The 17,687-nt window shown below is 46.9% G+C and carries 2 protein-coding genes; both read right to left on the reverse strand.

Annotated features, from left to right (window positions below; translation table 11 throughout):
* Window positions 1-40: 40 nt before the first annotated feature.
* On the reverse strand, window positions 41-9,838 hold the full coding sequence (locus PNC201_RS05405; RefSeq protein ID WP_102056424.1) for a non-ribosomal peptide synthetase: 9,798 nt from the start codon (window positions 9,836-9,838) through the stop codon (window positions 41-43).
* A gap of 2 nt (window positions 9,839-9,840) precedes the next feature.
* On the reverse strand, window positions 9,841-17,685 hold the full coding sequence (locus PNC201_RS05410; RefSeq protein WP_102056425.1) for a non-ribosomal peptide synthetase: 7,845 nt from the start codon (window positions 17,683-17,685) through the stop codon (window positions 9,841-9,843).
* Between the last annotated feature and the right edge of the window lie 2 nt (window positions 17,686-17,687).

Here is a 17,687-nt window from a genome sequence, read left to right on the forward strand (position 1 = left end):
CTAGAAAATCTAATTTAACATTATATTAACGAATAAAATGTTAAAGAGTGTTCATAATTTCTGACATTTTTATTAAGTCTTCCGGTGTTTTTACCCAACTGTTGTGCGACCCTTTCATGGTGAACACTTGAACCTGACTGGGTTGCATTGCTTCTTCGATAAGATTTTGATTCTTATCAAGGTATCGGTTGATTATATGACTGGAAAGTTGTAACTCTAGGCTATCCGACTGAGCCACTTCAACCGCACAACCAGCACTAAATAGCGTCACCTTTGCGGTGCTAGAAAATGCCGGATCATTTTGGTAGTGATAATTAATTCTATCGGGCTCAAGATGACTGAACTCTGGGTGTAGAGCAAAAACTTCATCATGCATCGCGGCATAGTCAAAACAAGGGTCGACGAACACCAAGTGTTCGACTGTGTCCCCCTCATTTTGCAGCAGTTTGGCAACCTCAAGTGCCAGCGTTGCGCCAAAACTCCAACCAAAAATCCGATAAGGACCACTAGGCTTTAGCTTTTTAAGATGAATAGCATACTGCAACGCCAATGTTTGGAACTGATAATAGTCATAGGCGAGCGAGCCCTTTGGTTTTTCCTGTGCGGCATAGATGTTATTGAAGCAATAACAAGGCGCGGAAATCTTGGGAGCAATGGATTGCAAGTAACTCTCAGCACCACCGCCACCCGGAGGGAAGAAAAACCATTCAATAGGGGCATCGGCTTCATTCACCAATACGCCGATCTCAATATCGCTTAGGGTTTTTATGCCTTGGGGATTTGCGGCTGTAATCGAATGTGAAACGACGGCTCGAAGGGCAGCATCGAACTGCTCTATGAATGCGGTGGTTTGCGTCTCATCTAACTGACTTGCAATGCTCACTTGTAGTCGCATTTGACGCACTTCGGCGTTCACGATGAGTGCCATTTCATCCTGATTATTCTTGCTGCTGGCATCGCCTGAGTGTGCATTTAGCATTCGTATGCCCTGATCTTGTGCATCGCTATTGCTATCAAGTTGTCCCAAGTAATTAAAGCTAACTTTAGGTAATTGATTGAAGGAAAATTCCCCACGTCTGACCAATTCGCTGAAACCTAAACCTTTATCTGGAATGGCACGAAGCGTTTCTTTGCTTTGAATAATCAGCGTCGATAAATCCGTGTCATTTTTCAGAGCAACCGGAAACATACTAGTAAACCAGCCTAGTGTTCTTGACGTATCAATATGGTCACTCAGATGTTCTCGGCCGTGGCCTTCTAACGTGAGGTGGCAATAGTTTGTAGCAAAGGTATTGCACCAAGCCCGAGTAAACGCACTCATTAAGAGATCATTGATTTCTGTGTTAAATCCAGCAGGAGCAAGGCGTAGCAATTGCTCAGTAAGCTGAGTATCAAATTGATGCGTAAGACGCTGTTGTGATTTACCGTAAGGTATGTTTTGTTGTGTGCTTAGCACGTTTTGCCAATACGGTATTTGTTGTTCAAAAGGATGCTGGGCCACAACGTCTGACCATTGGCGATAACTGCTGGTTTTGTCGCTTAAGGTGTCGCCTTGTAGCAAGCGGCTTAAGTCTTCGACCAAAATACGCCACGAAACACCATCAATCACAAGGTGGTGAACGATAAGTACGAGTCTAGTTAGCGGCGTATCATCGCTGAGTAAAACCGGGTGCCACAAAGCACCTGAACCGAGTTCAAAACGGGCGTGTATTTTGCTCAACGCCAGTCCAGTTTGCTGCTCATCAAGCCCCAAGGTGTCCAGATGGATAAGCTTTGGTGCTGGGCACGCTTCAATACTTTGATATTGGGATTGCCAAGTCTCGGTTTTGCTAAACTGAGCGCGCAACATGTCATGTTGTTGATGCAGCTGCGCAAGTGCACGCTCCAAAGTATCCAGCGTGGTATTGTGCGGAAGTGCGAGCATGACCGACTGATTAAAATGCGCTTTATGACGGTAGTGGGAGTTGAGGAACCATTGCTGGATAGGTAATAACTTGATTTCTCCGCTGAGCTCACCTTGTTCAGCCTCGATTTCTACCCGTTCATTATTTGCCAAAAATGCACAAAGCGCTTCTAGGGTTGGATACGTAAATATGTCTTTGGTCGACAGCGAATAGCCAGCACGTTTGAGAGCTGACATGAGCTGAATGCTCATAATTGAGTCACCACCAATATGGAAGAAGTTATCTTCCAAGCCAATCTGCTTAATTCCCAATACAGCACACCAGATTTTAGCGATATGCTTTTGCTGTTCTGTGTTTGGAGCATGGTGAGTCTCAGTTTGGCTAAAATCGGGCTGCGGTAGTGCTCGGGCATCAATCTTGCCATTAACCGTAACGGGTAGGGCGTCTAATGTGACGTAAGCACTTGGCAGCATATAACTCGGTAGCATGTGAGAGAGTGCTTGCTTGAGCTTTGCCTCATCTAGTGACTCAGCATTTGCCATGACCAAATAGGCTACGATACGTTTAATCCCATCTTGTTCATTCACGTTTACAAACGCAGTATGAATTTGCGGTTGTTGCTTAATTGCAGTTTCAATCTCGCCAAGTTCGATGCGGTAACCACGAATTTTCACCTGAAAATCATTACGACCAACATACTCTAATAAGCCATCTTCACGCCATTTAACCAAATCTCCCGTTTTATACATTTTGTTCCAACCGCTTGCGAGGTATCTATCCGATGCGAACGGATTAACTAAGAATGCTTGTTCGGTTAAATCTGAACGGTGTAAATAGCGTCTTGCCATACCCGCGCCGCCAATATAAAGCTCTCCTGCCACGCCCGGTGGAAGTATTTTGCCAGCAGGTGACAACACGTAAGCAGATTTATTGGCAATAGCGCGGCCAATAGGTGCTCCGTGATTTACAGAGTTGAGTAAGCAGCAAGTCGCATAAACGGTGGTCTCTGTTGGGCCATAGGCGTGGTAAAGCATCAGCTCTGGCGCTTGATGCTTTACTCGCTCAACCATAGCTAAGTCGACCGCCTCTCCACCAAAATTAATCTGTTTAAGTCCGGCGTGTAAGAAGAAGTCTTCGTTAGCTAAACGATTAAATAGCGCAGTGGTTACAAAACACGTATCAATCTGCTGTGCTTGGCAGTATTCAATCAGTCGTTCTGGATCAAGTTGAGTCTGTTTATCTATCAGGTGTAGTGCTGCGCCATTACTGAGTGTGACAAAGCAGTCAAAAATAAACGCGTCGAAGCTAATACTCGATAAGCTAAGGACTTTGCTCAGTTGTGTGGGATCGATAAAGTGGTCGTCAGTGGCATAGTTTAATAGTGCCTCATGGTTGATTTCTACGCCTTTAGGGTTACCTGTGGTACCAGAGGTATAGATAATATAAGCCAAATCAGACGGGCTCACCGATACCGCTTGGTCTAAGCTTGTTTCCTCCATTGGTGCATCGCTGAGTACATGTGTCAGTGAGGCAAGTGTTGTACTCGCAACTCTATCCATTAATCCCGATTGGGTGACCACGATTTTCGCACCACAGTCCTTGGCAATATATTCAATCCTTGAGTCAGGAAATTCCGGTGATACAGGAACATAACCACCGCCTGCTTTAAGAATAGCGAGGATCGCAACGATAGAGTCCAACTGTTTTTCATGCAGCAACAAGACTGGAAAATCACCTTGATACTCGTCGCCATAAATCTCAGCCTTAATCACCAATAATTGCTGGGCAAGCTGGCAAGCCTGGCGGTTGAGTGCTTGATAGCTTAGTGCTTCATCTTGCCAGAACACAGCGGCTGCATCCGGGAATACAGCGACTCTTTCACTAAATAAGTCGTTGAAGTTCTCGAAGCCACATGACTCGCGCTCGGTTTTATTCCACTCGTTGAGAATACGGGCCTTTTCCACTGTATTAGCAATTTCAATGTGCTGATGAGGTAAGAGAGTATTGTCAGCGACTTGCTTGAGGATAAGTAGCAGTTGAGATTGCAGTTGTGCGGCACGTGCTGGCGAAAGCAAACTGGCGTCGTACATCAGCTCAAGTTGCAGCTCTCCTTGCTCCTTTGCTATCAATGCAAGTGGGTATTCAACTTGCTCTGGTGCGGCGTCAAACTGCCAGCGAGCTTGTTGTGCCTCTGCTTGTTCATTTTCAAGGCTTGGGTAGTTTTCGAAAACGACTAGGCTTTGGAATAGCCGATTACCACCTTGTTGCAGTGACGCGAGTGACACATTCGCATGGCTATTTAAGTCCAAAATGGCAGTTTGGATCTTCTCGAGTTGTTGCGCGATGGTAGCATCTGTAGGCCAATCAAGATAAAGCGGTAGCGTATTGATGTAAGCTCCAACACTTTGCTCTATGCCGTCAATTGGTAAGTCGCGACCTGCGATAGTTGTACCTACTAAAGTAAATTCGTCGCGAGTATGGATTTGGATAAGCTTATGCCAGGCAAATTGTACCGCAGCATTGAGCGTGACAGAATGTTGCTGACATGCTTGCTGCAACTTACTTAACATCTCGTTTGGTAGGGCAAAATGCAGCGCCTGCGGGTCATGATTATGACGGAGCGTTTCTAAATCTGTTGAGTGACTAAACAGGGTGTTAAGATCGTTTGCTTGTGATAAATCAGCGACATGATATTGCCAAAATGCTTTGGTGGCGGCCTGATTATCTCTTAGGTAAGCATGGGCATCTAAATAGGCGTTGTCCACCTGTAAAACAGGTTCTTGACCTTGTAGTAATTGCGTATAGTTCTGGTGAACGGTCTGCATAACTAACGGGCCACTCCAGCCATCACAAATGCTGTGATGCTCTGTTTTTATTAGGTGATAATGCGCTTCACCGCGTTTTACCAAATGCAGTGTAAATAACCCCGGTCTTGCAAAATTAAAGGGCTGATTTAGCACTTGGTTTGCAAGCTTTTCTATGTGTGCTTGTTGTTCTGCTTTTGAATATTGACTGATATCAATCACGCTAAAGTTATCTTCATCAACACAGGTGTGATCCACGATAAGTTGCAGCATGGTTTCTTCAACATCAAAAGCACAGCGCAGCGCTGGATATTGCAGCGAGGTTAGTTGCCACGCACGACAGTAAAGCGCAGTGTCAATTTTATCGAAATACTGCATCTGTGACTGCACCCGATAGGCGGTATCTTCTGGACTATTAAGCTGGTGGAAGATAAAACCTTGCTGCAAGTTTGTTGCGGGATAAAGCGCGGCTAGGTCGTAGCGTGTGCGCAGTGCATCTAAGTGGGCGAAGCTGACGCCTGTCAGGTTATAGTCGCTCGGCGTTTGTTTGGCGCCAAGCGCTTTGGTATGTAATGCCGTGTCCAGCACCGCTTGCAGACTGGCAGTGAACTGACTTTGGAATAGGGCAAATTCGGTTTCAGACAATGCCGTGGTGCAATTTAAGACAAGCTGACCATGAATAATAGCCGCGTTGATATCAAGAACGTAATGACCATTATTTTCGCTTGCGACTGGTTGACCTGTAATGGCTTCAGTTAAGTAGAAGTCACCACTGGGTTGCTGCGTTTTTGTGCCACCGATTTGGCCTAAATAGTTGAATGCAACGGTTGGTAAAGTCCCCGTCACTTGTTTGGAAAAATAGAATTGACCAAAACCAACGCCATTGTCTGGCAATTTACGCAGCTGCTCTTTGGCATTGACAATAGCGCTTTCGAGACTAGAACCCGCATGGAGTGCTAGTGGATATAATGACGTAAACCAGCCCACGGTGCGTGAATGATCTATATCTTCGGCGATGTGTTCACGACCATGTCCTTCAAGCGCAATAACCTGATCATTACTACCAGTGATATGAGCTAGAGTTAGTGAAAGCGCAGCGACGACAAGGTCTCGAGGCTCTGTGTGGTAGCCTTGATTAGCGTCAAACAGCAACGTTTGTGTAAATGCAGAGTCAAGTTTAATTACTTGGTTTCTCGGTGTACTATTCGCTGTTAAGTGTGTTTGACAAGTATCAAGTACTTCTTGCCAGTAATCGATTTGTTCGGCTTGAACATGTGCGTATTGGTTTAAGGTCTCAACCCATTGACGGTAGCTTGAGGTTTTTTGCGCCAATTTTTTGCCTTGATAAAGGCTATTTAAGTCCTCAATTAGGATCCGCCAAGAGACAAAGTCAATGATCAGGTGGTGGAAGGCCAATACCAATACATCTTGGCTTTGGCGTTTGACACGAATTGGCTGCCATAGAGGGCCTGAATTTAACGCAAACTGTGACTGCAAACGGGTTAATTGCTTGGCAAGCTCGTCGTCACTGAGTGTGTCTGCATCAAGTTTAACTAGAGGCGCCATGGTATTATTTTGTTGGTACTGCTGGGTAATGTGCGCCGTCTTTTGATTGAAAACAAGGCGGAGCACATCATGTTGCTCAGCAAGCTCGGACAATAGCTCAACTAATCTCTCATCACTGATTGCGCTTGGCATTACAGTGGCAAAAGTTTGGGCAAAGTGTGCGGGGTTAGCAAACTGATTTGCGAAGAACCACTGCTGGATAGGCAGCAGATCGAACTCGCCTTCAAGCTGGCCTTGTTCGGTTTTTATCGTAACCTTCTTGTCGCCATTCGCACTGATAAGCTTTGCCAGCCGCGCGGGAGTTGGGGCGGCAAATATCTCTTTAACTTGTACCGTTAACCCAGCTTCTCTTAAGCGTGAAACCAGCTGAATACTGACAATTGAGTCGCCGCCGATTTGGAAGAAGTTATCCTCAATCCCCACTTGTTCTAGGCCAAGTACCTGTTGCCAAATCTCACAAAGCTGGGTCTCTAAGGCATTGCGTGGTGCCACATAGAGGTTGTCGGCTTGAAGCTCTGGCACGGGGAGTGCTTTGCGGTCAAGCTTACCGTTACCCGTGAGTGGAATATGCTCGATTAGAGTAAAGTGACTGGGCACCATGTATTCAGGTAAAGCAGCACTTAGGGCGAGCTTTACCTCGGTAATTTCAAGGTCAGGCTCTGCGACAAGATAAGCGGCCAGCGCTTTGCCTTGCGGTGCAGGCACGTCAATCACTACCGCGTTTTGTACGCCTTGTTGGTCGACAATAGCAGCGGCAATCTCGCCTAGTTCGACACGATAACCACGAATTTTCACCTGCTCATCGTTACGACCGAGATACACCAAGTCGCCGTTGTCTAGGAAGCGGGCAAGGTCACCGGTTTTGTACAGCTTGCTATGGGCGGGGTCGTGACTAAATGGATTATCAATAAAGCGCTCAGCATTGAGTTCAGGGCGGTTTAAGTAACCCCGGGCAACCCCAAGGCCTGAAATATATAACTCACCCGGCGCACCAATGGGCATGGGCTGCAGCGACTCAGACAACACATGAAGATTAACGTTAGGGTAGGCTTTACCTATGCCTTGATGAAGACGTGGGTAGGCCTGTGCTAGCATCGCACCGACTGTGGCTTCCGTTGGGCCATATTCATCGAAAATAGCGTTCACATGGTCGCTTAATGCGGCGATGGCCAGCTCGGTCAGCGCTTCACCACCGAGCATTAGGGCATCGACTTGTGCGTCGCTGCCAGGCAATAGCGCCATGGCAAGACTGGGTGTGGTTTTCACAAAGCCAACGTTCGCGGTATTTAGATGAGCTCTAAAGGCGGCGGCATCAAGAATATCGCCTTCATAAACACACACCGTTTGTCCAGCAAGGAGCGGGCATAAGGTGGTCGTCACCGACAGGTCAAAACAGTAGTTAGAAGAAAAGTCGATATTACGATACTTGTCACCTAACTGGCTGGTTAAGGCATGAAGGTAGTAAAGCACATTGTGCTGCGTGAGCATCACGCCTTTTGGTAGTCCGGTTGTCCCTGAGGTGTAGATGATATAAGCCAAGTTAGCCAACGCGGTTGGACGCACTAAGTTCTCATGCTCCACCGCCAGTGCAGGGGTGTTTACGCCGAGCGCTGTGGCTTTTCCAAGCACAGGCTCAAGTGAAGGCAAGTGGCTTTCCTGGGTTAGCACTAAGTCGGTGTTGGTGTCAGTTAAAATAAATTCAACCCGAGCTTCGGGGTAATCTGGTGAAACAGGCACATAGGCACCACCGGCTTTGAGCACGGCCAAAATAGCAATAAGCATCTCGCTACTGCGAGAAAAGTAGAGGGCGATAGGGGTATCGGCAGGCAATAGGCCAGCTTGGGCTTTGGGGTGCTGAGCAATGATTTGCTTCGCAAGGGCATTAGCTTTACCGTTCACTTCGGCATAAGACAGCGTTTCACCGCTGCTGGTTAACATGGCCGCTTGCTCTGGGGTGTTAGCGGCGTGCTGCTCTACTAAGCTGGCCAGATCTTTGTCGGTAGCAAACGACTCGGCGTTGTTGTGCCAAGCACGGAGTGTGTCAGTCTCAGTTCTATTTTGTAGGGCTACTTTTGCAAGTGGCTGTGCGGTTCTGGCGATCACCTGATCGATAATATTGATAAAGCGCTCAGCAAGAGTTGCGATCCAGTCACTTGGAAATAGTGCGGTGGCATAGTTAATATCACCAAATACTTCTTCGTCACCATTTTGTAGCAGTAAACTAATGTCGAACTTAGCCACTTTATGTAGCGCTTTTACTTGTGACTCATCCACAGGCGTAAACAGCTGTTGGCTGCTGTCGTCGCTGTTATTTTTAAATTGCTCAAGCGCAAACATCATTTGAAATAGCGGGTGGCGAGACGGATCCCGTTGTAATTTTAGGGCGTCGACCAATTTATCAAATGGCAGATCTTGGTGCGCCTTTGCCGCTTTTAAGGTTTGGTGCACTTGTTGGATTAAGGTATTAAAGTCGAGTGCGTTATCAATATGAACTGGCAGGGCTAAGCTATTGACCAAAAAGCCAATAAGATTTTGTGTCTGGCTTAGGTGACGGTTGTCAGATGGCGTACCTATGACTAAATCTGACTGACCGCTGGTTGCTTGTAATGTCAATGCCCAGCTGCTGAGCAGTACTACATAAAGACTGGTTTGTTGCGTTTTGGCTATGGCCTTGAGGGCTTCGCTTCGTTCCTGACCCAAATGAATACGGTGGTCGGCACCGTGATATTGATATTCATTTGGCCTTGGTAGTGGCGAATGTAATTCAAGCTGCTCAGCACCTGCAAGTGCATCAGTCCAGTGGTCTAAAAGCTTAGTTAAGGTATCGCCGCTGAGATACTCGCGCTGCCACCTTGCGTAATCTTGGTACTGTAACTCAAGCGCTGGTAGCTCAGGCGTTTTGCCTGAAGCTAGCATAAAATAGGCTTGGTGTAGCTCACGCATAAAGATTTCGGTGGACCAGCCATCAAACGCAATATGGTGCCACATAAATAGCACGTAACGTTCAGCGTCTAATGTCCAACAGCAAACCTTGAACATAGGCTCATTGGCTAAGTCAAATGGTGTACTGATCGCTTGTTTAACAGCCGTATTAAGCGCAGCTAAGTCAGCCACAGGGCTAGGCGTAATCTCAATACAAGCGCTCAACACTTCTTGATAGTCGAGGCCTTGCTCGTCTTGACGATAGACACTGCGAAGGACTTCGTGCCTATCTAACACGATATTCAACGCCTGTTCTAAGTGTGCAAGCTCGGTGTGCTCAGCGAGTTTAACCAAAAACGGAATATGATAAGCGTTGGTGCCATTTTCTAACCGTTCGATAAATAATAAACGCTCTTGCGCAAACGAAAGCGGATAGCGGTTTAATTCTGGCAGTGTATTAAACGCATCCTTTGAAAAAATTGCTTTTGCTTCAAGGTAATCCATTAGCTGCGTTTTGTTTGACTTTAACTTTGCAACAAGCGCAGCATCTGGCGCTTGCGCGCCAAATGACAGCTCTAGTCCGCCGTCTTGCAACCAGATTGAGAGATTGTGATCTTTCAGTTCAGCGAGCAATGACAACATGGTTAAATCCTCATGCTATTAGTTTGTTCTTGTTGTGATCCGGAGTCTGCTTTAATCTCGATATCCACGCTCAGCGTCTCTAAGTTGTCGACGATTGCGGCAATATGGGTATGCTCAAACAAGGCTGAAATTGGGATGTTTAAATCCAGTGCTTTATTACACGCATTCATCAACCGGATAGCCGAGATAGAGTCCCCCCCGATACTGAAGAAATTATCTTCAATCCCCACTTGTTCTAGGCCAAGTACCTGTTGCCAAATCTCACAAAGCTGGGTCTCTAAGGCATTGCGTGGTGCCACATAGAGGTTGTCAGCTTGAAGCTCTGGCACGGGGAGTGCTTTGCGGTCAAGCTTACCGTTACCCGTGAGTGGAATATGCTCGATTAGAGTAAAGTGACTGGGCACCATGTATTCAGGTAAAGCAGCACTTAGGGCGAGCTTTACCTCGGTAATTTCAAGGTCAGGCTCTGCGACAAGATAAGCGGCCAGCGCTTTGCCTTGCGGTGCAGGCACGTCAATCACTACCGCGTTTTGTACGCCTTGTTGGTCGACAATAGCAGCGGCAATCTCGCCTAGTTCGACACGATAACCACGAATTTTCACCTGCTCATCGTTACGACCGAGATACACCAAGTCGCCGTTGTCTAGGAAGCGGGCAAGGTCACCGGTTTTGTACAGCTTGCTATGGGCGGGGTCGTGACTAAATGGATTATCAATAAAGCGCTCAGCATTGAGTTCAGGGCGGTTTAAGTAACCCCGGGCAACCCCAAGGCCTGAAATATATAACTCACCCGGCGCACCAATGGGCATGGGCTGCAGCGACTCAGACAACACATGAAGATTAACGTTAGGGTAGGCTTTACCTATGCCTTGATGAAGACGTGGGTAGGCCTGTGCTAGCATCGCACCGACTGTGGCTTCCGTTGGGCCATATTCATCGAAAATAGCGTTCACATGGTCGCTTAATGCGGCGATGGCCAGCTCGGTCAGCGCTTCACCACCGAGCATTAGGGCATCGACTTGTGCGTCGCTGCCAGGCAATAGCGCCATGGCAAGACTGGGTGTGGTTTTCACAAAGCCAACGTTCGCGGTATTTAGATGAGCTCTAAAGGCGGCGGCATCAAGAATATCGCCTTCATAAACACACACCGTTTGTCCAGCAAGGAGCGGGCATAAGGTGGTCGTCACCGACAGGTCAAAACAGTAGTTAGAAGAAAAGTCGATATTACGATACTTGTCACCTAACTGGCTGGTTAAGGCATGAAGGTAGTAAAGCACATTGTGCTGCGTGAGCATCACGCCTTTTGGTAGTCCGGTTGTCCCTGAGGTGTAGATGATATAAGCCAAGTTAGCCAACGCGGTTGGACGCACTAAGTTCTCATGCTCCACCGCCAGTGCAGGGGTGTTTACGCCGAGCGCTGTGGCTTTTCCAAGCACAGGCTCAAGTGAAGGCAAGTGGCTTTCCTGGGTTAGCACTAAGTCGGTGTTGGTGTCAGTTAAAATAAATTCAACCCGAGCTTCGGGGTAATCTGGTGAAACAGGCACATAGGCACCACCGGCTTTGAGCACGGCCAAAATAGCAATAAGCATCTCGCTACTGCGAGAAAAGTAGAGGGCGATAGGGGTATCGGCAGGCAATAGGCCAGCTTGGGCTTTGGGGTGCTGAGCAATGATTTGCTTCGCAAGGGCATTAGCTTTACCGTTCACTTCGGCATAAGACAGCGTTTCACCGCTGCTGGTTAACATGGCCGCTTGCTCTGGGGTGTTAGCGGCGTGCTGCTCTACTAAGCTGGCCAGATCTTTGTCGGTAGCAAACGACTCGGCGTTGTTGTGCCATTGGCTAAGCGTTGTCTGCATTTGGTTATTGACCAAGCTAATGCTTTGATGGCTTTGTGTCAGTCGCTCCCCAAGCTGAACCAAAATAGCTTGTACTTGGTCAAGGATCCACTCTGCCCGTGCGGTGCTCAGCCATTCCCCGTTGTAATGCATCACAAAGTCTAAGCGGTCTTGTTCGCTTTGGACCACCACAGAAAGCGGATAGTCGCCTTTTTCTATTGATTCTCTAAACTTCCAACTGCCGGTATTTTCTGGAGTCGGGTAGTTTTCAAATACAAATAGGGTATGGAACAAGCGTTGACCATCACGTTGCAGTTTCGACAAGCTCATGTCGCTGTGGCTATTGAGTGCAGCTACGCCTTTTTGAATGGCTTTGAGAATGTCATTACAACTTGCTTCTGCTTGCCAATTCACCACTAAAGGTAAGGTATTGATGAACAAACCGACCGCTTGTTCAATCCCATTGACTGGAATTTCACGACCGGAAACTGTGCTACCAACAATCGTTTGGCTATCACCAGAATAGGTTTGCAGTAACTTATGCCAAGCAAATTGCAATGCAACGTTGAGGGTTACGCCAGCTTGTTGACAAGTATGTTGTAGCGACCTAAACGCCTCGCCTTGAAGACTAAACTGCACCGATTGCACTTGCTCAACGATTCGACTTTGCGATAAGTCATACTGACCACCAAGCAACAAGTTAATATCGTTTGCGGTATCAAATTCGGCTTGTTGTTGCTGCCAGTAAGCCTGAGTTTGCTTGGCATTTTTAAGGTAATAAGCTTGCGCCTCTAAATAGGTTTGCTGCGCTTGCACCTCTGGTGTTTTCCCTGCACAAAGCTGGCGATAATACTCAGCGACTGCTTGCAGGATTAACGGTCCACTCCAGCCATCATTAATGGCATGGTGCTCGGTTTTAATAAGTGTGTAGAGGTTTTCACTGCGCTTAAATAAGGTGAAGCGAATAAGCCCCGGTTGACTTAGGTCAAACGGAACTTGTCGGTCTGCGGCTTGGGCTTTGCTGATGGCTTGCTGTTGGCCGTGCTCGTCAAGGGATGACAGATCTACTTTGGTGAAGTGGCTGTCATCGATACTGGCATCGCGACACACCACTTGGAGTAGACACTCTTGCCAATCAAAAGCGGTGCGAAGAATAGGGAAGCGAAGCGATGCTAAACGCCAGGCATGAATAAAGTGTTCAACCTCTAGCGCTTGTTCAATATCCATGACCAATTGCACTCGGTAGGCATCATCCGTTGGGAAGTTAACAGCATGATAGATAAAGCCTTGTTGCAAGCTATTAGCCGGGTAAAGTGCTTCGATATTATAGTGCTTGCTCAGCGCTTGATAATGCCCATAAGACAAGTCGCTTAATCCCAAATCGCTAGGGGTTTGCTGTGGTGTTTGCGCGGCTAGTTCACAACTTGCATTAATGACCTGATGAAGCGCCATTTCAAAGTGCTCAACAAATGCCAACGACTGTGATTGGTTCAACCTCGAAACCACATCAAAGTGAAGCTTGTCACCGCGAACTGCGCCATTGATGTTGAGTAGCAGTGCATTGTCAGCCTGAGCGTTTGCCTCAGTCATCACATAGCCTGCTTGAGTATCATCCAGCTGCCAATCTCGGTTTTGCTGTTGTTGCTGATTCAATTGACCTAGGTAGTTAAAGCTCACCTGAGGGCGAATTGCGCTGACTTTGTCTGCTTGCACAAAAGCGCCATAACCCACGCCTTTATCCGGGATTTGGCGCAGCATTTCTTTGGTGTTTGCGATGGTTGCAATAACGTCGTCGTGGTGTTCAAGGCGCACAGGATACATACTGGTAAACCAGCCTAAGGTTTGCGACACATCCAAGCGCGGATCTATATTTTCACGACCATGACCTTCAAGTTGAATATGATTAACGGTACTGTCAAAAGTGCTGTGTAGGGCAATATTGAGTGCCGCCAAAAGCAAGTCGTTAATGTCAGTATTCAAACCAAGATTGGCATCTCGTAGCAATTTAGCGGTCGTTTCTTGCTCAAACGTGATGCTGTATTGTGATTGTGCTGAGTAAGTGGGTTGGCTAGTAAAGCCTTTTTGTACCCGCTGCCAATAGTACGCTTGCTCAGGGTGAGCCGAAGGGTAGGTGGCAATGGCATCCACCCACTGACGATAGCTGGTAAGCTTGTCTGTTAGTGCTTCACCATTTAATAGGGTTTGTAAGTCTTGGCTTAACACCCGCCACGATACCACATCAATAATGGCATGATGGAAGGCAAAGAATACCTGACTGCCCTCGGCCGTTTTCACCAACGCTGCCTGCCACAGGGGGCCATTGAATAAATCAAATTGGCTTTGTAGTTTGGTCAATTCGTTAAATAACGCGTCTTTACTCAGAGCCGTTGCATCAAGTAATGGGACTTCAAGCTCTATTGCCGCTTGGTACGCTTGTTTTACCCCGTTGCTGGTCTGAACAAAGTGACAACGTAGCATGTCATGATGCTCGCTCAGCGCTTGAATAGCTTGAGTCAGCCCCGGGTGTTCAATGTGTTCAGGTAAGTTAAGGGTAAATGCTTGGTTCCAATGGTGTGGATTTGGTAGCCCTAAATCGAAAAACCACTGTTGGATAGGCAGTAGTGCAAACTCACCACTTAACCTACCTTGCTCCGTGATAAGTTCAATGGTTTCAGTGCTAACGTGTTGAATTAAATAGGCCTGCGCTGCCACGCTTGGGGCGTCAATGATGTCTTTAACCTGAAGGTTAAAGCCAGCTTTACGCAGCGCAGACACAAGTTGAATACTGACAATAGAGTCGCCACCGACTTTGAAAAAGTCATCATTAACGCCCACTTGTTCTAGACCCAATACTGACTGCCAAATACCACACAATTGTTTTTCTAATTCGCTGCTCGGGGCTTGATAGTTGTCTTCATCCACCACGGTTGGAATAGGCAGTTGCTTGTGATCCAGCTTACCATTGTTGTTAAACGGTAACGCCGACATCACTTCAAAGTAGCTTGGGATCATATAGCTAGGTAAAACCTGAGCCAGTTCCTGTTTTACTGCATTGAGGTCTAACTCGCCGTGCTCTGGTACCACGTATGCAGCAAGTTGCTTGTTGCCCGCTTGTTCGAATACCACCACAGCGGCGACTTTCACTTGCGCCAATTCGTTGAGTTGAGCTTCTATTTCAGCAAGCTCAATCCTAAACCCGCGGATCTTCACTTGGTGATCGTTACGGCCTAAAAACTCTAGTACGCCAGACTCGGACCAACGTCCTAAGTCTCCCGTTTTATACAGTTTATCTAGCCCGAGTTGTTTGGCCTTTGCGCTTGCAAACGGGTTATCGATAAAGCGCGCAGCACTCATTTCTGGTTTATTAAGGTAGCCACAGGCAAGTCCGGCACCCGCTATAAATATCTCGCCTGTCGCGCCGTATGGCACTGGATTAAGATGTTTATCAAGCAATAATACTTGGCGATGATTAATGGCTTGGCCGATGGGCACCGGGCCATCAATATTGGCACATGGATAGAAAGTGGTAAATGTCGTGCTTTCAGTTGGACCATATGCGTTTATCACCAACTCAGGTCGCGTATCTCTGGCGAGAATGCGTTTAACTATGCTTGGAGTGATTGCCTCACCGCCTGTTAGTACGCAGCGGACATTGTCATAAATATCAGGTTGTTGTAAATACAGCGAATCAAACAGTGTGCGCGTTAGCCAAAGTACACTAACACCGTGTTGTTTAATTAACCTTGATAGGCTGTCAGGATCCGCGCCTTGTTGCGCACTTGCTACAACCAATTTGCAGCCGTTTATCAGTGGTGTCCAAATTTCAAACGTTGCGGCGTCAAAATTTGGATTAGATAGGTGAATAAACACGTCGTTTTCTGACGTGTTTATTAAATCAGTATCTTGTACCAAAGAAACAACGCCACGGTGTGGAACGACCACGCCTTTTGGCTCACCTGTCGTACCGGATGTATAGATCACATAGGCTTCGGTTTGCGCATGTGCGCCTGATAGTACGGGCGCTGCATCAGACAAAGACAAGCTATCTAAGCAGGTAATTTGCGGCTCTGCATCACAACTTACAACGAGTGTTTCGATACGCGGGCGCAGCTCGCTTTGTGTTAAAATCAAACCAAGTTGCGTGTCGTTGAGCATATACTCTATGCGCTGATCTGGATAATCAGGGTTAAGCGGTACATAAGCACAACCCGCTTTTAGGATAGCCAGTTTTGCGATTACCATTGCAATAGAGCGTTCACAGAAAAGCCCAACAAAGCGATGGCTGCCAACGTCCACATGATCTTTAATGTAGGCGGCAAGATTATTCGCGCTTTGTTCTAATTCTTGATAGGTCAGCTGCATTTCGCCTTCAACCAGCGCTATTCGAGTTGGCGTTTTTTGTACTTGCTGAGCAACCAATTCATGGATAGTAGAGTGCAAATAATCCGCATGCTCATCTACCTCAACCATTGGTGCTCGCTCATCATTACTTAACAAAGAAATTTGGCTATGCGGCTGGTTCTCATCAGCAATAATGGCATCTAACACCAATGTCATTTGGGTGAGCAATCGCTGTGCTTTGCTTGGTGCCAACATGGTTTCGCAGAAGCTTAACTTAAGTAGCAAGATATCTTGTTGTTCAACAATGCTGATGGTGAGCGGATAGTCTACTTTTTCAATCATCTTATCGAACGACCATTCGAGTACGTCTTGTCCCGCTGGCGTCGGATAGTTTTCAAATACAAATAGACTGTTGAACAGGCGAGTATTCGGCTCTTGTAGTTGCGACAGTGAAACACTGCTGTTGCCGTTAAGTTCTGCAATTTTTTCTTTCAGCGCTGTAAGCTGGGTGCGAATACTGGCCGTTTCTTGCCAATCAAGGGAAAGAGGTAGGGTGTTGATATATAAACCAACACTGGCATGGATCCCGTCAATGGGGAGTTCACGACCCGAGACCGTTGTGCCTACTATGGTTTGCTCAGCGTCGCAGTAATATTGCAGTACTTTATGCCAAGCAAATTGCATTAAGACGTTCAGCGTTAGTCCGTGTTGTTTAGCAAATGCTTTGAGCTGTTGATGGCGCTCTGAAGAGAGCTTTAATTCGCTCGCCGCTGCTTTTTGGATCTGTGACGAGCCAGATTGGTCAATATTTTTACTCAATAAGCGGTTGATATCATTGGGCTCACCAAATTGTGCCTTTTGGGTTTGCCAATAGCTATCGCTAGATTTTTGATTTTGCTGATAGCGCGCTTGTGTTTGTAGGTAAGCCGTTTCTTCTTCAACAATGACCGGCTCGCCTTTGGTTAGTTTGGCGTAGTTTTGATGCACGGTTTGCAGCATCACCGGAAAGCTCCAACCATCGCTGATGCTGTGGTGTTCTGCTTTAATTAGGGTGTAATGTGCATCGGCGCGTTTAACAATAGCAAAACGCATTAATCCAGGTTGAGTCAAATCGAAAGGCGTATTACGGTCGTCGTGAATGAGCTTATCGATACGCGTCTGTTGTTCAATGTGGTCTAACGTGCTGAAGTCGTGAAAACTGAAGTGATTTGGGGTAAATCCGGCCCCTCCTTTGATCACTTGGATGATTTCATTTTCCCAGTTGAACGCGGTACGTAGCGCAGGGTAACGCATTGATGCCAAGATCCAAGCCTGTTGGTAAGCATCGACATCAAGTGCTTGATGGTAATCGATGACTAACTGAACGCGGTAAGCATCGTCATTTGGTTGGGCAAGGTGATGATAAACAAAACCTTTTTGCATACTGTTAGCATCAAAGATGGCACGGATCTCAGATGCCTTTTTATGCTCAGTCGCTAGCAACTGTTCAAAGTCTTGTTCGGAAAAAACTTGTTGCGATACAAGGTAATCTAATAATACGGCTTTATTCGCTTTGAGGTAGTCAACCCATTGTTGGCTGAGTCCTTGCTCACCATGGACAATCTTAAGTTTGTCTCCATTGGCCCAAAGCGCAATGTTATCCTTTGCAAGTGATTGGCATAAATTCAACATGG

It is taken from the genome of Pseudoalteromonas sp. NC201, assembly GCF_002850255.1.
Lineage (GTDB): Bacteria > Pseudomonadota > Gammaproteobacteria > Enterobacterales > Alteromonadaceae > Pseudoalteromonas.

Bases quoted from the DNA above. Each gene is read 5' to 3' on its own strand.
- PNC201_RS05405 (WP_102056424.1), bottom strand. From the start codon at position 9,838: ATGTTGTCATTGCTCGCTGAACTGAAAGATCACAATCTCTCAATCTGG.
- PNC201_RS05410 (WP_102056425.1), bottom strand. From the start codon at position 17,685: ATGTTGAATTTATGCCAATCACTTGCAAAGGATAACATTGCGCTTTGG.